This is a genomic window from Flavobacterium sp. (genome assembly GCF_039595935.1).
Taxonomy (GTDB): Bacteria; Bacteroidota; Bacteroidia; order Flavobacteriales; family Flavobacteriaceae; genus Flavobacterium.
Genome location: NZ_JBCNKR010000006.1, coordinates 2,468,604 through 2,486,503, shown reverse-complemented (window position 1 = coordinate 2,486,503; position 17,900 = coordinate 2,468,604). Strand labels below are relative to the sequence as shown.

At 33.3% G+C, this 17,900-nt stretch carries 12 protein-coding genes and 1 pseudogene; 8 read left to right on the top strand and 5 right to left on the bottom strand.

Features of this window, described 5'->3' with window-relative positions:
• Nucleotides 1-59 precede the first annotated feature (59 nt).
• The 5 genes from ABDW27_RS20485 (at nt 60) to ABDW27_RS20465 (ending at nt 6,140) form a co-directional block, all read left to right on the top strand.
• On the top strand, nt 60-1,454 hold the full coding sequence (locus ABDW27_RS20485) for a tetratricopeptide repeat protein (RefSeq protein WP_343697589.1): 1,395 nt from the start codon (nt 60-62) through the stop codon (nt 1,452-1,454).
• A gap of 2 nt (nt 1,455-1,456) precedes the next feature.
• Nucleotides 1,457-2,206 carry a shikimate dehydrogenase gene (locus ABDW27_RS20480; RefSeq protein WP_343697588.1) on the top strand — a complete coding sequence of 250 codons (750 nt, stop codon included), beginning with the start codon at nt 1,457-1,459 and terminating at the stop codon, nt 2,204-2,206.
• 65 nt (nt 2,207-2,271) lie between these two features.
• Nucleotides 2,272-3,033, top strand: coding sequence for a lipid A phosphoethanolamine transferase (locus ABDW27_RS20475; RefSeq protein WP_343697587.1), 762 nt, complete (start codon nt 2,272-2,274; stop codon nt 3,031-3,033).
• Between the two features lie 248 nt (nt 3,034-3,281).
• The gene (locus tag ABDW27_RS20470) at nt 3,282-5,273 is read left to right on the top strand and encodes a DUF349 domain-containing protein (protein ID WP_343697586.1); all 1,992 of its coding nucleotides are present in this window, start codon (nt 3,282-3,284) and stop codon (nt 5,271-5,273) included.
• 450 nt (nt 5,274-5,723) lie between these two features.
• On the top strand, nt 5,724-6,140 hold the full coding sequence (locus tag ABDW27_RS20465; RefSeq protein WP_343697585.1) for an OsmC family protein: 417 nt from the start codon (nt 5,724-5,726) through the stop codon (nt 6,138-6,140).
• 69 nt (nt 6,141-6,209) lie between these two features.
• Here the strand turns inward: ABDW27_RS20465 and ABDW27_RS20460 are convergent, their stop codons facing one another.
• Together ABDW27_RS20460 and gyrA are read right to left on the bottom strand one after the other, a co-directional pair.
• A complete protein-coding gene (locus ABDW27_RS20460) occupies nt 6,210-7,481 on the bottom strand; it encodes a tetratricopeptide repeat protein (RefSeq protein ID WP_343697584.1) in 1,272 nt (423 codons plus the stop codon).
• A 45-nt stretch (nt 7,482-7,526) separates the two neighbouring features.
• On the bottom strand, nt 7,527-10,169 hold the full coding sequence (gene gyrA, locus ABDW27_RS20455) for a DNA gyrase subunit A (RefSeq protein ID WP_343697583.1): 2,643 nt from the start codon (nt 10,167-10,169) through the stop codon (nt 7,527-7,529).
• Nucleotides 10,170-10,426: 257 nt separating this feature from the next.
• Here gyrA and ABDW27_RS20450 point away from each other — a divergent pair, with 257 nt between their 5' ends.
• The 3 genes and pseudogenes from ABDW27_RS20450 (at nt 10,427) to ABDW27_RS20440 (ending at nt 15,097) form a co-directional block, all read left to right on the top strand.
• Nucleotides 10,427-12,973, top strand: coding sequence for an ATP-dependent Clp protease ATP-binding subunit (locus ABDW27_RS20450; RefSeq protein WP_343697582.1), 2,547 nt, complete (start codon nt 10,427-10,429; stop codon nt 12,971-12,973).
• 140 nt (nt 12,974-13,113) lie between these two features.
• Nucleotides 13,114-14,483, top strand: a pseudogene (gene rimK / locus ABDW27_RS20445) (30S ribosomal protein S6--L-glutamate ligase).
• 98 nt (nt 14,484-14,581) lie between these two features.
• A complete protein-coding gene (locus ABDW27_RS20440) occupies nt 14,582-15,097 on the top strand; it encodes a YetF domain-containing protein (RefSeq protein WP_343697581.1) in 516 nt (171 codons plus the stop codon).
• A 13-nt stretch (nt 15,098-15,110) separates the two neighbouring features.
• On the opposite strand, the gene ABDW27_RS20435 is transcribed toward ABDW27_RS20440, so the two are convergent.
• The 3 genes from ABDW27_RS20435 to ABDW27_RS20425 form a co-directional block, all read right to left on the bottom strand.
• On the bottom strand, nt 15,111-15,608 hold the full coding sequence (locus ABDW27_RS20435) for a hypothetical protein (protein WP_343697580.1): 498 nt from the start codon (nt 15,606-15,608) through the stop codon (nt 15,111-15,113).
• A gap of 260 nt (nt 15,609-15,868) precedes the next feature.
• Nucleotides 15,869-17,200: an inorganic phosphate transporter gene (locus ABDW27_RS20430; RefSeq protein ID WP_343697579.1), complete on the bottom strand. Its 1,332-nt coding sequence runs from the start codon at nt 17,198-17,200 to the stop codon at nt 15,869-15,871.
• A 30-nt stretch (nt 17,201-17,230) separates the two neighbouring features.
• Nucleotides 17,231-17,875 (bottom strand): DUF47 family protein, encoded by a 645-nt coding sequence (locus tag ABDW27_RS20425; RefSeq protein ID WP_008462731.1) that lies wholly within the window; start codon nt 17,873-17,875, stop codon nt 17,231-17,233.
• Nucleotides 17,876-17,900: the final 25 nt, after the last annotated feature.

The window sequence follows — 17,900 nt, the reverse complement described above, 5'->3', positions numbered from 1 at the left end:
CCACATCAATAATATGGTTGCCTAAATTTATATCAGGCTAATTTCAAATAATACAGAGTATGCAATTAAGCAACGAAGAAGAAGATTATAACCTATCCTTATCAAAATTTGAGTCGATGTTAAAAACTAACAAAGTACTCTTTTTTGATTCTGAAGAATTTGAAGAAATTATTCTTCATTATTTAGATATAGGTAAGGCTAATTTAGCAAAAAAGGCCTTAAAACTTGCATTAGACCAACATCCAAAATCTACAGGCTTAAAATTAGTACAAGTAGAAATGCTGGTTTACGAAGACAAACTTGAAATAGCTGAGAAGCTTTTAAACGAGTTGTATGCAATTGAACCGAACAACGAGGAAATTTATATCCAGAAAGCCAATATCTGCTCTAAAAGAGATCAACACGAAAAAGCGGTAGAATTACTTAAAATTGCTTTGCAATATACTGATGACTATGCCGACGTGTACAACTTGATTGGAATGGAATATCTTTTTATGGATAATCTTGAACTGGCAAAAGAAAGCTTCATTAAGTGTCTTGAAGAAGATTTAGAAGATCAGTCTGCTTTATACAACGTGGTTTACTGTTTTGAATTTTTAGATCAAAATCAGGAAGCTATTGTATATCTAAACGAATACATCAATAAAAACCCATACAGCGAAATCGCCTGGCATCAGCTTGGAAGATTGCATTATGGTGTAAAAGAATATGAAGATGCGATTCGTGCTTTTGATTATGCAACCCTTATTGACGATGAGTTTTTAGGTGCATTTATGGAAAAAGCAAAAGCATACGAACGTCTTAAAAAATACAATGAAGCAATCGAAAGCTACAATCGTACAATCGAATTAGACGACGCTACTTCGTATGCATTACTGCGTATTGGTAAATGCTATGAAAAGCTTGGAAATTCTATAAAAGCACTTCAATATTATAATCAGACTGTACATGAAGATCCGCTTTTAGATAAAGGCTGGATTGCGATTACAGATTTTCATGTCCGCCAGAAAAACTTTCAGAAAGCCTTATTTTTTGTCAATAAAGCATTAGCTATTGACAACCAAAATCGTTTATACTGGAAACGTTATGCGACGATTAATAAACAAATGAACTTTTTTGAAGAGGCTGAATTTGGTTACAGAAAAGCTGTAGAGTTTGGCGATTATGCGCTTGATACGTGGTTATATTGGGTTGATATACTTCAGTTTTTAGGAGAATTCGAAAGTGCTATCCAGACTTTACTTCAGGCAACTGAATATTTCCCGGAAGAAAACGAAATCGAATATCGTTTGGCTGGTTTATACTTTATGATTCAGGACAATACAAAAGCAAAATTCCATTTAAGTAATGGTTTGCGCTTAAACTTCGATAATTATATCTTGATCGAAGATTTGTTTCCTGTGGTATGGACTAAAAAAACAGTTAGAAATTATATCGAAAAATACCGTAAATAATAATGATTGATACTCTAAAAAGAAGATTTGGTCTATTGGGTCGTAATATAAGTTATTCATTTTCTAAAGGTTATTTTACAGAAAAATTCAACAATGAAGTTTTCACAGGCAACAGCTACGAAAATTTTGATATTTCTGAAATAAGCCATTTTACAGGACTGTTAAAAAACAATCCTGACCTGAAAGGACTTAATGTTACGATTCCATACAAAGAACAGGTAATTCCTTATTTAGATAAATTATCAAAAAAAGCAGCTTTAATTGGTGCTGTAAACACTATTAAATTTACCAAAAACGGAAAATTAAAAGGATACAACACCGATTATTACGGCTTTAAAAAATCATTAAAACCATTATTAGAGCCTCACCATAAAAAAGCCCTTATTCTGGGCACGGGCGGGGCTTCCAAAGGAGTTGCATTTGCTTTAGATGAGCTTGATATTCCGTATACTTTTGTTTCAAGAGAGGCAAAAGAAAATATCATTGATTACAATTTAATTAATGCTACCACTTTTGATAATTTTCAAATTATTATCAATTGTACTCCGGTTGGAACGAGTCCGAATATCGAAGCATGTCCTGATCTTCCGTATGAGTTTTTTACAGAAAAACATATCGCTTACGATTTAATTTACAATCCGGCAGAAACACAGTTTTTAAAAAATGCAAAAGAAAAAGGTGCAGTTATTAAAAACGGATACGACATGCTTATTTTTCAGGCAGAAAAAGCCTGGAAGATCTGGAATAAATAAAAAAGCCTAAAAATCAATAAGTTAAAGTAATTTTCGTAAATTAGTCTACACATTTGTAGATAGTTATGAAAAAAACTTTACTTTACTTCTGCATTTTATTTTTTATTACACTTGCTTCAAAAGCACAGGAATCTCAAAATACAAATGAGACAGCAAAGAGTGTTTATGAAGAAGCCCGATATCATTATTATCTAAAAACGATTCTACTTTTTAATGAATATTTAGATACTGATTCCGGCTCATTTAATACTACTGAGATTCGTTTTCTACATCCTATTGCAAACAAAGCGTGGAATTTGCGAGTTGATCTTCCTTTAGTATCAACAAATACATCTTCTATTAATAAAACCGGTATTGGTGATATTGGTGTTGGCGTAAGCTATATTCCATATTTAAACCATCAAAATGGAGGCGTTGCTTTTAGAACCAGAATTATTTCTAATTCAGCTGTTGATCCGGCTTTGGGAACTGGAAAATGGGTCTTTGCCCCTGCTGTCTTCTACGGAAAATATTTGATAATGAATAAACTTTTATGGATAAGTTCATTAGAAAATCAAAGCAGTTTTACCGGATCAAGCAACAGAAGCAAAGTCAACACTACTTCATTTGAAAATTACTTTATGTTTCTTTTTGGAAAAAACTGGGTTGCTGCCGATGCTGCTTTTCGTTATAATGCCACAAACAAAGGTTTTCCAAATAATGCTTTTGTTGAATTTGGACGAAAAATAACCCCGAATGATCTGGCATATATTCACCCAAGTGTTGCATTTGGAAATCATAAAAGTTATAATTTTGGTATTGAAGTAGGCATGTTGATATTATTTTGAATTCAGAATAAACAAGATTTAATTCCTAAACATCCGGTTTTCAATTCATTTTTCTAAAAATATTACGAAATCAGAATTTTTAAATCTTTCAAATAATCCATAAAAATTAACATATCAAATACGTAAATAAGTGTAAAGAATAAGAATTTCATCGTAAAACTCAGCATAAACAAACGATTTATTTTGTATTTAGAAACACCTTTACTATCTTTCGCACTGTTTAAAGTAAAAACCTTATACATTTAAAAATGTTAGAAGAAAAGAATGATAACCTGCATGAAGCAGACGGAAAATTAGGAATCGATATTAGTGATTCTACAGAAAATGATGCAGTACAAGCTACAGAACCAGAAACTGTAACTGAAACTCCTGTTTCAGAAACTAAAACTGAAGTTGAAGAAACATCTGAAATTGCAGAAGCTGATCATCAAAGTGCATTGGATGCCATAACAAATTCAAATGCCGAAGAAAGTGAAGATGAAACGCTGAAAGAGCGCCATGAAATCCCTATGAAGGATTATCACACTTTTTCTTTAGATGCACTTGTAGATGAATTAAAAAAACTGGTTAACATAGACAAAACTATGTCTGTAAAGGATCATATTGAAGAAATCAAAAAATCATTTTTACTACAATACAATCATCTTTTAGATGAAAAAAGAGAAGAATTCAATGCTACGAAAGAAGATCCAAATGATGAATTTGAATATCATTCTCCTCTAAAATCTAAGTTTGATGAATATTATAATATTTTTAGAGAAAAAAGAAATGCTCATTTTAAGCATTTGCAAACAAATCTAAAAACGAATTTAGATAACAGACTTGCTATTGTTGAGGAATTAAAAGAACTTATCAATCCTCAGGCAAACATAAAAGATACTCTTAAACATTTTAACGATTTAAGAGAAAGATGGAAAAACGCAGGAGCTATTCCAAAAGATAAATACAATCACGTTTGGAACAACTACCATTTTCATGTTGAAAATTTTTATGATTATCTGCATTTAGACCGTGAAGCAAGAGATCTTGACTTTAAACACAATTTAGAGCAGAAACAAAAAATTATAGCAAGAGTTGAAGAACTTGTAAATGAGGCTGACGTAAGCAAAGCTTTCCGTGAATTACAAGATTTACACAGACTTTGGAAAGAAGATATCGGACCGGTTTCTAAAGAACACCGTGATTCTATCTGGAATAAATTCAGCGAATTAACTAAAAAAATCCACGACAAGAGAGAGCTTTTATTTGAAAGTCAAAGAGCCAGTGAACAGCAAAATCTTGAAACTAAAAAAGATATTATAGCTAAAATAGAAGTTTTAGGAACTGAAAAAGTAAATTCTCACTCTCAATGGCTGGTTCAGATTCAGAAAGTAGAAAACTTAAGAAATGAATTTTTTGCTGCCGGTAAAGTTCCTGCAGAGGTTAATGAAGAAACCTGGGCTGCATTTAAAACGGCTGTTAGAAATTTTAATGCATTCAAAAATTCGTTTTATAAAGACATCAAAAAAGATCAAAACGATAATTTAAATAAAAAAATGGCTCTTGTAGCGAAAGCTAAAGAACTGCAGGAAAGTACTGATTTTGGTTCTACAACGCCAATTATGAAACAAATTCAGGAAGAATGGAAACAAATTGGCCATGTTCCTAAAAAATATTCAGACAAAATCTGGAAAGAATTTAAAGACGCCTGCAATCATTATTTTGATAAATTAAAAGAACACAAATCAGAAGAAAATGCTGATGAGGTGGCTGCTTTTGATAACAAAAAAACATATTTAGATACTTTAAGAGCGTATCAGCTTACGGGTGACCATAAAACAGATTTAGACGCTATTAAAAAACATATTGAAATATGGAAAGGTTACGGAAAGGTTCCTTTCTCCAGACGTCATATAGAAGGAAAATTCAATAAAATTTTAGATGCTCTTTTTGAAAAATTAAGTTTGAGTAAAAAAGAAAGCGAAATGATGCGTTTTTCTAATAGAATTGATTCTTTATCAGACAGTAATGATACACGCAAATTAGATAATGAGAAAATTTTCATCATGCGTAAAATTGAAGAAGTACAGAATGAAATTTTCCAATTAGAAAATAACATTCAGTTCTTTACTAATACTAAAAATGCTAAAAAAGAAAATTCTATAGTTACTGAAGTGCGTAAAAATATTGCAATTCACAAAGAAAGTCTTGAAGTTTGGAAAGATAAACTGAAACAATTAAGAAACTTAAATCAGGAATAAAACAGGAAAAATTTCCAATATTTTTAAATTCCAAATTCCAATTGAATATGGTTTCATTGGAATTTGGAATTTATTTTTTACAATTTTTAAAAAGGTGTAATGAATTGATTCATTACACCTTTTTTTATGATTACTTTTTGCGTTCATTTTTTAACGCAAAGATCTCAAAGATTTTTTTATTAAGGAATGTTTAAAAACATAAGTTCACAAAGCTTTTTCAAGACAAAGCTTTGCGAACTTTGTATAGAAGTATAAAAACAAAAAACTTGCGAACTTTGCGCAAACCTTTGCGCTCTTTGCGTTAAATAATACAACAACGAAAACTAAAACTTAACATTCTCATTAAATTTCGTAAAACTATTCTGCAAAATATTGATTATATTTGAGTTAACACTATTAGATAACAAAACAAATAACATTAAATATTAATTTTTTTAAACAACTAAGAACATGAAATTTACTAGAAAAGCAAATGCCAACTGGAAAGGAACCGGCATGGAAGGAAAAGGAACTATAAGTACACAAAGTACTACTTTAGATAACGCTCAATTATCTTTTAAAACAAGATTTGCTGACGGAGTTGGTACAAACCCGGAAGAACTAGTAGCTGCGGCACATTCAGGCTGTTTTACAATGCAGCTGAGCTTTTTACTTAACGAAGGCGGTTACACTGCAGATGATTTATCTACAGAAGCTACAGTTACTTTTGAAGATGGCTCTATCACTTTAATCCATTTAGATTTAAAAGGAAAAGTACCCTCAATATCTGCTGAAGAATTTGAAAAAACAGCATTAAAGGCGAAAGAAATCTGCCCAATTTCCAAACTATTGAATACAACCATCACATTATCTGTTGCATTGGTTTAAGCATTCTTCAGGCATAAAAAAAACCATTCGTTGTGGCGAATGGTTTTTTTATGAAGTGAAATAACTAAATTAGTTCATTGTAGCTTTTAAAGCTTTTGCCTCAGCAGTCATTTCTAATGCTTTATAAACTCCTAACAATGTTTTAGCAACATCTTCGTTTTTAGGATCTAATTCATTTGCTTTTTTAAGGTAAGGAATTACTCCTTTAAATACATCTTCTCTCTGCGCTTTTAAAACATCGTAACGTTTCATATCTTTTGCAGAAGTACCCAATTTATTCATTTCGTCGATGATTGGTTTTTCAGCTTCTAACTTTAATGCAGCAAGATTTAAGTATGCATTAGTATAGTTTGGATTGATTTCGATCGCTTTTAAGTAATATTTTTCAGCATCTGCATTGTTTTTTGCGTTTGCACTTAATACACCTAAGTTAAAAACTAAATCAGCATTGTTTGGATCTTTTTGTAAAGCCTCACCAACTAATTTTTTGTATTGATCGTAATCTTTTGTTTCAAGGTATAAGTTAGCTTCAGTAAGAATTAAAGAACTATCTTCCGGATTAGTTTTTCTAGCGTCTGCAATAGCTTTTTTAGCTTCTTCGATTTTTCCTTTTTGAACTAAAATTAAAGCCAAGTTTTTGTAGATTTCTCCTCTCTTTGAAGGAATAGCTTCTGTTTTAGGTTTTTCGTGAGTTCCTAATTTAATAGCTAAATCTCTTTCTTTAGCGTTAGCGAAGTTATCTTCATTGTTATTCGCTTTGTTTGTAGCTAAATATAAAGTTCCTTTTCCTGAATAGTTTAGTTTTTTCAACTCCTCATACATAGGAAGTGCAGTATCAAAATCCTGAGCGTTTACAGCTGTAGAAGCTGCGTAGTAAAGGTTGATAGTGTCGTTTTTATCTAACAAGTAAGCATCGTATAATTTTTTTGCACCGTCAGCATGTTTGTTAGCCTGAGTATCAGCAATAGCTGAATTAATCAACAATCCTTTGATGTTAGTGATTGAAGCAGCAGCCTGAGTAGAATATTTTTGTTTCCCAGAAGCTTTTTCAACATCGATTAATTTTTTATAACTGTCAGCAGCAGCAGTTAAGTTTTTGCTTTCTTCAACTTTTTTGTTAGCAAGATCTAAGTAAGCATTTCCTTGTACAAAATAGAATTGCGCCTGCTCAGTATCTTTTGCATTTACAATTAAGTTCTCTGCATCTTTTAATTGTGCAAGAGCCCCTTGTGCATCACCGCTTTTCAATGCTTTTTCAGCATTTTTAATTTGATCTTTTTGAGCAAATGTAGCTACAGAAATCAGAAATGCTGATGCTAGTATAACATATTTACTTTTCATAATGTTCAATTTGTATATTTAATTTAATTTTCGTGTGGTTCTATTTTATTCCTCAGATTCTTCTTCTTCAGAATCATCTTCGTCTTCAACTACATCGTCAGAATCGTCATCATCATCTTCAGCGGTTCCATCGTCTTCAAGAACTTCATCAAGATCTGGTTTAACTCTTTCAATTGCAGATTCTACAACGTTTCCATCTTCATCAACAACAACTTCTTCAGCGTCATCTTTCATTACCTTTGTAACGGCTGCAATAGAATCTTTACCTTTTAAGTTAATCAATCTAACCCCTTGAGTTGCACGTCCCATAACACGTAAATCCTCAATTGCCATTCTGATTGTTAATCCAGATTTATTGATAATCATTAAATCATCGGAATCAGTAACAGCATTAATCGAAATTAATTTACCTGTTTTTTCTGTAATATTAAGAGTTTTAACCCCTTTACCTCCACGGTTTGTAATTCTGTAAACATCTTCACCATCTTCATCAACCAGTTTAGTACGTTTACCGTATCCGTTTTCAGTTACAACTAAAATTTGCGAATCGGCAACATCATTTTTAGCTACAGTAACCATACCAATTACTTCATCAGTATCATCTTTTAATGTAATACCGCGAACTCCAGAAGCTGTTCTTCCCATCGGACGTGTTTTCGTTTCTTCAAAACGAACCAGTTTTCCTGACTTCACAGCAAGGATAATCTGGCTTTCGCCATCGGTTAATTTAGCCTCAAGTAATTCATCACCATCTTTAATAGTAATCGCTGCAACACCATTAGCACGAGGTTTAGAATATTTCTCTAAAGAAGTTTTCTTAACCTGTCCTTGTTTTGTTACCATTACAAGGTTATGTGTATTGATATAATCTTTGTCTTTTAAATCTTGTGTACAAATGAAAGCTTTTACTTTATCTTCACTTTCGATGTTGATAAGGTTTTGAATTGCTCTTCCTTTTGCTGTTTTACTTCCTTCCGGAATTTCATAAACACGCATCCAGAAACATTTTCCTTTTTGCGTAAAGAACATCATATACTGGTGATTTGTTGCAACGAACATGTGTTCAAGGAAATCCTGATCTCTTGTTCCGGCACTCTTCTGTCCTACTCCACCTCTGTTTTGAGTTTTGTACTCAGATAGGTTTGTACGTTTGATATAACCTGCGTGAGAAATTGTAATTACCACATTCTCATCTGCAATTAAATCCTCAATACTTACATCACCTCCAGAATATTCGATTTGAGAACGACGATCATCTCCGTATTTATCACGGATTTCTGTAAGCTCTTCTTTAATTAAATCTATTCTTAAATTAACATCAGCTAACAAAGCTTTTAAGTGTTCGATTAATTTCATCAATTCATCATACTCAGCTCTTAATTTGTCCTGCTCAAGACCAGTTAACTGACGCAGACGCATTTCAACAATAGCACGAGCCTGAATATCTGATAATTTGAATCTTTCGATTAACTTTTCTCTTGCTTCATCTGTGTTTTTAGAACCTCTAATTAACGCAATTACTTCGTCAATATTGTCAGAAGCAATAATTAAACCTTCTAAAATATGCGCTCTTTCTTCTGCTTTACGCAATTCAAACTGCGTTCTTCTTACTACTACATCATGACGGTGCTCAATAAAATAGTGAATCATATCTTTCAGATTCAACAATTGAGGACGTCCTTTTACTAATGCAATATTATTTACACTAAAAGAAGATTGTAATTGTGTATACTTATATAAGGTATTTAAAACTACGTTTGGCGTAGCGTCACGTTTTAAGATATAAACGATACGCATACCGTTTCTATCCGATTCGTCACGGATATTCGCAATACCTTCAATTTTTTTCTCGTTAACTAAATCAGCCGTACGTTTGATCATTTCGGCTTTGTTAACCTGATAAGGAATTTCGGTAACAATAATAGACTCTCTTCCGTCAACTTCTTCAAAACCAACTTTGGCACGCATTACAATACGTCCTCTACCAGTTTTAAAAGCTTCACGAACACCTTCATAACCATATATTATACCTCCAGTTGGAAAATCCGGAGCTTTAATATGTGTCATTAATTCGTCTACTTCAATATCATTATTATCAAGGTAAGCCAAAGTACCGTTAATAACTTCCGTTAAATTGTGGGGCGGCATGTTTGTCGCCATACCAACTGCAATACCTGTAGCTCCGTTTACTAACAAAGTAGGAACTCTTGTTGGCATTACTTTTGGCTCATATATAGTATCGTCAAAGTTTAATTGAAAATCAACAGTCTCTTTTTCGATATCTGCCATAATTTCCTCAGAAATTTTGCGCATTCTAGCCTCAGTATAACGCATTGCTGCCGGGCTGTCACCATCTACAGACCCAAAGTTACCCTGACCATCAACTAATAAATATCGCATACTCCATTCCTGAGCCATACGAACCATCGCATCATAAACAGAGGTGTCACCATGCGGGTGATACTTACCCAGAACCTCCCCTACAATTCTCGCAGATTTTTTGTGGGCAGATCTTGAAGTTACACCTAAATCATACATTCCGTAAAGAACTCTTCGATGCACTGGTTTCAAGCCATCTCTAACATCAGGAAGCGCTCTCGATACAATTACTGACATCGAATAATCGATGTAAGCTGACTTCATTTCATCCTCTATGTTAATAGGAATTAACTTTTCTCCTTCAGACATAAGTTGTTATGTTTAAATAATTATTTAGTTTCAAAGCGTGCCAAGATACGTTTTTTTAAAATTTTTTCAGCTATTTCCTTACACTTATTTAAATGATTTATTAACAACTTTAATTTTAGTTTTGGTTAATAAATTAAGCGTTTTTTAACGCTTTTATTGTTATTTTTTTTGTCAATTAGCTGACAGTAGTTCTCGATGGGTACGGTTTTTGTTTTTCATACTGTAATTCATTAAATTTACAATACCAATTATATATTATGGATGATAATTTTTCACCAAGAGTAAAAGATGTTATTACATACAGTAAGGAAGAAGCCCTTCGTTTAGGACACGACTTTATTGGTACTGAACATCTAATGCTGGGCATTTTAAGAGATGGTAACGGAAAAGCTATTCATATACTTAATAACCTGGCAGTCGATTTAGACCATTTACGCAGGAAGGTAGAAATACTGAGTCCCGCCAACCACAGCGTTGAAGTAAATGCCGAAAAGAAAAACCTTCATCTTACCCGACAGGCCGAAAGGGCGCTGAAGACCACTTTTCTTGAAGCAAAAGTATTTCAAAGTTCGTCGATTAGCACAGCTCATTTGCTTCTATGCATCTTACGAAACGAAAACGATCCAACAACCAAGCTGTTGAATAAGCTAAAAATAGATTATGACATAGCTAAAGAACAATATTTAAACATGACGCCAAACGAAGAAGAATTCTTAGAAAACTTGCCAAGAAACGAATCGTATAATGACGATTCAGGACAAGATGACAGTCTAAAGGAAAGCAGTTTTAATAATCCCGCCAATAAGTCAAACAAAAAATCTAAGACTCCGGTTCTGGATAATTTTGGGAGAGATTTAACAGAAATGGCAGAGGAAGGAAAACTTGACCCTGTTGTAGGACGCGAAAAAGAAATTGAACGCGTTTCTCAAATTTTAAGCCGAAGAAAAAAGAACAACCCGCTTCTTATTGGAGAACCCGGAGTTGGTAAATCTGCTATTGCAGAAGGACTTGCGTTACGCATTATTCAAAAGAAAGTATCACGTATCCTGTTCCACAAACGTGTAGTTACTCTTGATTTAGCTAGTTTAGTGGCAGGAACAAAATACAGAGGCCAGTTTGAAGAAAGAATGAAAGCCGTTATGAACGAGCTTGAAAAAAATGACGATATCATTCTATTTATAGATGAAATTCATACTATAGTAGGTGCTGGTGGAGCAACAGGTTCTCTTGATGCATCCAACATGTTCAAACCTGCTTTAGCAAGAGGCGAAATTCAATGTATTGGCGCTACTACTCTTGATGAGTACAGACAATATATTGAAAAAGACGGCGCTCTTGAAAGACGTTTCCAGAAAGTAATCGTTGAACCAACTTCTGTTGAAGAAACAATCGCTATTTTAAATAACGTAAAAGACAAATACGAAGATCACCACAATGTAACGTATACACCAGAAGCTATTGAAGCCTGTGTTAAACTTACAGATCGTTATATGTCTGAACGTTTCTTACCAGACAAAGCTATTGATGCGCTTGATGAGGCCGGATCTCGTGTACACATTACAAATATTGATGTTCCAAAACAAATTTTAGATTTAGAACGTCAGTTAGAAGAAGTGCGTGAAATGAAAAACATGGTAGTTAAAAAACAAAAATATGAAGAAGCTGCCAAACTTCGCGATGATGAAAAACGTATCGAAAAAGACCTAGCTTTAGCACAAGAACAATGGGAAGAAGATTCTAAAAACAACAGAATTGAAGTTACAGAAGATAATGTAGCCGATGTTGTTTCTATGATGACCGGAATTCCTGTAAACAGAATTGCACAGACAGAAAGCAACAAATTAGCCAAATTACCTGATTTAATTCAGAACAAAGTAATTGGTCAAAATGATGCTGTTCTTAAAATCGCACGTTCTATACAACGTAACAGAGCCGGACTTAAAGATCCTAACAAACCAATTGGTTCATTTATTTTCTTAGGTCAGACTGGTGTTGGTAAAACACAATTAGCAAAAGTTTTAGCAAAAGAATTATTTGATTCAGAAGATGCGCTAGTTCGTATCGACATGAGCGAATACATGGAAAAATTTGCGATTTCTCGTTTAGTTGGAGCGCCTCCGGGATACGTAGGTTATGAAGAAGGTGGTCAATTAACTGAAAAAGTTCGTAGAAAACCATATTGTGTTGTTCTTTTAGACGAGATCGAAAAAGCACATCCGGATGTATTCAATATGATGTTACAAGTTTTAGATGACGGATATTTGACTGATAGTTTAGGTCGCAAAATTGACTTTAAAAACACTATCATTATCATGACATCTAACGTTGGTGCACGTCAATTAAAAGACTTCGGACAAGGTGTTGGATTCGGTACTGCTGCAAGAACAGCTCAGGCTGATGAAAACTCAAAAAGCATTATCGAAAATGCATTGAAGAAAACTTTTGCTCCTGAGTTCTTAAACAGAATTGATGACGTAATTGTATTCAACGCATTAGAAAAAGCTGATATTGATTTGATTATCGAAATCGAATTGAAAAAACTATATTCTCGTATTGCAGAGTTAGGTTACAAATTAAGCTTAACAGACAAAGCTAAAGCATTTATTGCAGAAAAAGGTTTTGATAAGCAATTTGGAGCAAGACCTCTAAAAAGAGCAATTCAGAAATATGTTGAAGATTTGTTAGCAGAAGAAATCATCACTTCAAAAATACATTCAGGAGATGAAATCCTGATGGATCTTAAAGATGATTCACAAGAACTTTCAGTAGAAATTCATAAAGCTGAAGAGCCGACAAATCAATAAATTAGTCAAAATTTATAACATTAATAACTCACCCGTTACGTTTTCATAACATAACGGGTGTTTTTTTTAGATAATTTACTATCTTTAGTAAAAGCAAATAGCTATTTTTGAATTTAAATTCTTTAACATAAAAACAAAATATGCTTCAACACAAAGTCATTTTAGGCAGCGAAGAATGGTGCTCATTTCCAGAACTTGGAATCCCGACAATTAAAGCTCGTGTCGATTCTGGTGCCAAAACTTCGGCGATGCACGCTATCAACATAGCTCCTTTTATAAAAAATGATGCTAATTGGGTTAAGTTCGACATCAACCCAATTCAGAATAACATTAAAACTATTATTCATTGCGAAGCTCCGCTGATTGACAAACGAATTGTCAAAAGTTCAAGCGGTTACAGAGAACACCGTTACGTTATTCAAACTCATATAAAAATCGGCGATGCAAAATGGCCGATAGAAATGACTTTAACGAATCGTGATTCGATGGGTTTTAGAATGCTTTTAGGCCGAGAAGCCATGAGCGGACGTGTATTGGTAGATCCTGAACAAAAATATCTTTTAGGACAGCCATCTCCAGAAACCTTAAAAGAGTTATACCAAAATTCAGAAAAAGCTAGCTCTGGTTTAAGAATTGGCCTTTTAGCCAGCAATCCTGAATTATACAGCAATAAACGTATTATGGAAGCCGGCGAAATGCGCGGTCATGAAATGCATTTTTTGAACATCAAAGAATGTTACATGAAACTTGATGCGAAAAAACCTGAAATTCATTACAGAGGAGGAAAAATTCTAAATGAATTTGATGCAATAATCCCGAGAATTCGTCCAAGCATTACTTTTTACGGCTGCGCCCTGACACGTCAATTTGAAGCTCTAAAAGTTTTTGTTTTAAATTCGGCAACAGCCATAACACAATCAAGAGACAAACTGTATTCTTTACAGTTACTTTTAAACAGCGGAATTGATATTCCAACCACAGGATTTGCTAATTCTCCGCTTGATACAGACAATTTAATTAAAATGGTGGGAGGTTCACCTCTAATCGTAAAATTATTAGAAGGAACACAAGGGAAAGGCGTTGTTTTAGCCGAAACCAAAAAAGCCGCAGAAAGTGTTATTAATGCTTTCAAAAGCCTAAATGCCAATATATTAGTTCAGGAATTTATTAAAGAAGCCAACGGAAAAGACATTCGTTGTTTTGTAATTGACGGAAAAGTAGTGGCTGCTATTCAACGCGAAGCTATGCCGGGAGAATTTAGAGCTAATATTCATCTTGGCGGAACCGCATCTGTCATCAAAGTAACTTCTGAAGAAAAAAGATCGCTATAAAAGCCGCAAAAGCAATGGATTTAAAAGTGGCGGGTGTTGATATTATCCGCTCTTCTAAAGGACCGTTATTGCTTGAAGTAAACTCTTCTCCCGGGCTTGAAGGAATTGAAGGCGCAACCAATAAAGATGTTGCAGGAGAAATGATTAAAGCGATTGAAAAGAATTTTAAACTTTGTTAAGTTCATTTCAACTTAATATCTCATAAATAATTTAGCAGCTTTGTCAAAGTTTCGAACTTTGACAAAGCTTTTTTTATTTAACTTTAAAATAAAAATTTATGCTTTTCCCTTATTTTGATATTATTCTCAGAAGCGTTGCCGTTTATTTTTTCATGACAATAGCATTACGCATTTTTGGCAAAAAAGAACTCTCTCAATTAAATACTGCCGATATTATTCTGATTTTGTTAATCAGTAACTCGGTTCAAAATGCAATGGTTGGTCCTGATACCAGTCTTTTAGGCGGTTTGGTTGCGGCGCTGGTTTTGTTTGTAATCAACTTTGCTATCAAAAAACTAACACGCCGATACAAGACACTTGGTAATATATTACTGGATAAACCAGAAGTATTAATTCACGACGGTAAACTTGATTTTAAAGCTTTAAGCAAACTGGATATTTCTGATGAAGAATTAAAAGAAGCCATGAGAGAACATGGAATCGAATTTTTCAAAAATGTAAAACTGGCTATGCTGGAAATTGACGGAACGATAAGTATCATTTCTGAAGATCAGGATAAACTAAAACAAACACATTATAAAAGAAAACGCAATCATAAAAACTTTAGAAAATAAAAGTTTTCATTTCTTAGTTATTTAATGTTTTAGCTTTTCCATAAAATGATAAAAGTAAATCTTCATCGGCAAATCTGCCATCAAGATCATATTTCAAAGGTGTTTTTACCAAAAGCGTACTAAAATTACCTTCGACATCAATATAAATTTTCTTCATATAATATCTTTCAGAAGTAATTAAGCAATCATGAATAGCATATAGCATTTTTTTTCGTGATTTCTTTTCAATACCCATCATATCAGTAACTTTAGCAATCACCAATATGGTATCGTTTCTTTCTACAGAATAATATTTTAGTTTAGATGTATCAATACCATTCAAAGTCCTGCTGACAGATTCTTTTACATAACATGAAATTAAATCCGATTCTTCATTCGGATTACTGGTAACTTTCTTCTGATCTGCTTTCAAACGAATTCGTCTAATATCATTTTCTTTACAGGAAATAAAAGAACAAAAAATAAGTGAGCAAAATAAATGCGAAATTATATTTTTTTTGATTTTATACATTACTTTGGGATTAGCAGTTTCTCAAAATCATTTCAATCTATTCTACTCACTTCGTCATTTATTGAAACTCATGTCAAATAATCCCGCAAAGATCCTTTTACGAAACTTTAAGATTGACTACTAAAAATTAAAAGAATATCATTTCAAGCCATTTTTCAATAGCAATACACCAAAATAAAAAAGCCGATTTCAATTCGAAATCGGCTTTAAAATATTTAAATAAATGTGATTATATCTCACATTTCGCAATAATCATTTTACTAAATAAATACGCTTAGTACAAAGTAAACCAAACCTGCTAATATTGCAGAAATAGGAATAGTTAAGATCCATGCCCAAACCAGGCTTACTGTAACTCCCCAGCGAACTGCAGATACACGTTTTGTCAATCCAACACCAATGATAGATCCTGTGATAGTATGCGTTGTACTTACTGGAATTTTTAAGTGCTCAGTAAAGTAAAGTGTCAAAGCTCCAGCTGTTTCTGCAGCAACACCTTCAAACGAACTTACTTTTGTGATTTTAGAACCCATTGTTTTCACAATTTTCCATCCACCACTTAAAGTTCCTGCTGCGATTGCAGAATAACATGCTAACGGAATCCAGCTTGGCATTTGTCCTTTAACACCTAAATCTTCATTTGGTAAAACAACATCTAACCAGGCATCCATATGAACACCATGATTTGTGTTTATGTAAACTGCAACAGCTGCTGCAATAATACCCATTACTTTTTGAGAATCGTTTCCTCCGTGACCTAAACTAAAAGCTGCAGAAGATAGTAATTGCATTTTCTTTAAAGCAGCATCAGCCTGATGAAGATTTAAACTGCTAAATATTAAACAGAATGCGCTAACTGTTAAGATAATAAAGGCTACTAAAAACCATTTAATATTATGAGCTTCAAAAGCAACACTCCAAAAATGCGAACTGAACCTTGGTTTTTCAATTTCAGAATAAGGAACCATTTGAGAATATACAAACCAGATTGTCGCAATCATTAAAGCTCCGGTGAATATTTTTGGACCAATACTTTTACGAGAAGCATTAAGCAGCCAAATCGAGATTAAATAAGAAGCCAGCGCTCCTAATAATGGTGCTAAAACAATAAAAGCAATAATAATAAGAACTCCCGAAGGCATTGCCCCATCTTTTCCAGCCTTATACCAGCTCACAATTTCATACCAATAATGAGTTGCTCCGTCTTCTCCAACATAGCCTGAGAATCCGTGAACAGCAATTGCATGCGCTACAGCTGCTCCAGCAAAACCTCCAATTAATGTATGTGAAGAACTTGAAGGGATTCCTAACCACCAAGTCAATAAGTTCCAGCATATTGCCGCAATAACTCCAGCCAAGATAACTACTAGATTAATTTCCATAGTGTGCGCCGTTTTAGCAACAGTATCTGCAACACCAAATCCAAAAACCCAATAAGCCAGAAAGTTAAAAAATGCTGCCCAGACTACCGCCTGAAAAGGTGTCAAAACCTTTGTTGCAACAACAGTCGCTATAGCATTTGCCGCATCATGAAAACCATTGATGTAATCAAAAATTAAAGCAAGTACTATAATTAATATAAGTAGCGTCATAAAATTATAACTTCAGAATGAAAAATTGAATTAAGAATGTTTTACAGAAATAGATTCTAGTATGTTTGCAACACTCTTACATTTGTCTGTTGCTGATTCTAAAACAGATAACACCTCTTTATATTTAATGATATTTTTAGCGTCTGTTTCGTTTTCAAAAATTTCAAAAACTGCTTTGTTATAAACGTTATCAGATTTGTTTTCCAGTTTGTTAATTCTGGCACACGCATCTTTAATAACTTTAAAATTTTGTAAGTTTCTCAACTCTTTTACCGCACTGTCAATGTTTTGACAAGCTTCAAGGTTGATTTCTGTCATTTTTCTGATAGATTTTGTAATCTTATCTACCTGATACAATCTCATACGGCTAGATGCACCATGAAGGTAATCTGCAACGTTATCAATTGAAGTAATTAATGTATGAATATCTTCACGGTCAAACGGAGTAATGAAGTTTCTGCTTAACTCTAAGTTTGTCTGACGAGTGATATCTTCTCCTTTTTGTTCTAATTCGTCAATCTTTTGAAAAAGAATCTCTCTTTCCTTTAATGGTAAATTTACAGCTTCGTGTAAGTTAGAAGCTAATTCAATTAAATTGCTTGAAGCCTCTTCAAAAAGTGGAAAGAATTTCTTGTCTTTCGGCACTAAAAATTGGAAAATACTGTTTATTGACATTTTTATATTTTTGATAGTGCAAAAT

What these genes read in the sequence shown, in the direction of transcription:
- ABDW27_RS20450 (WP_343697582.1), top strand. Translation starts at nt 10,427, where the DNA reads ATGGATGATAATTTTTCACCAAGAGTAAAAGATGTTATTACATACAGT.
- gyrA (WP_343697583.1), bottom strand. Translation starts at nt 10,169, where the DNA reads ATGTCTGAAGGAGAAAAGTTAATTCCTATTAACATAGAGGATGAAATG.
- ABDW27_RS20470 (WP_343697586.1), top strand. Translation starts at nt 3,282, where the DNA reads ATGTTAGAAGAAAAGAATGATAACCTGCATGAAGCAGACGGAAAATTA.
- ABDW27_RS20480 (WP_343697588.1), top strand. Translation starts at nt 1,457, where the DNA reads ATGATTGATACTCTAAAAAGAAGATTTGGTCTATTGGGTCGTAATATA.
- ABDW27_RS20460 (WP_343697584.1), bottom strand. Translation starts at nt 7,481, where the DNA reads ATGAAAAGTAAATATGTTATACTAGCATCAGCATTTCTGATTTCTGTA.
- ABDW27_RS20425 (WP_008462731.1), bottom strand. Translation starts at nt 17,875, where the DNA reads ATGTCAATAAACAGTATTTTCCAATTTTTAGTGCCGAAAGACAAGAAA.
- ABDW27_RS20435 (WP_343697580.1), bottom strand. Translation starts at nt 15,608, where the DNA reads ATGTATAAAATCAAAAAAAATATAATTTCGCATTTATTTTGCTCACTT.
- ABDW27_RS20440 (WP_343697581.1), top strand. Translation starts at nt 14,582, where the DNA reads ATGCTTTTCCCTTATTTTGATATTATTCTCAGAAGCGTTGCCGTTTAT.
- ABDW27_RS20475 (WP_343697587.1), top strand. Translation starts at nt 2,272, where the DNA reads ATGAAAAAAACTTTACTTTACTTCTGCATTTTATTTTTTATTACACTT.
- ABDW27_RS20430 (WP_343697579.1), bottom strand. Translation starts at nt 17,200, where the DNA reads ATGACGCTACTTATATTAATTATAGTACTTGCTTTAATTTTTGATTAC.
- ABDW27_RS20465 (WP_343697585.1), top strand. Translation starts at nt 5,724, where the DNA reads ATGAAATTTACTAGAAAAGCAAATGCCAACTGGAAAGGAACCGGCATG.
- ABDW27_RS20485 (WP_343697589.1), top strand. Translation starts at nt 60, where the DNA reads ATGCAATTAAGCAACGAAGAAGAAGATTATAACCTATCCTTATCAAAA.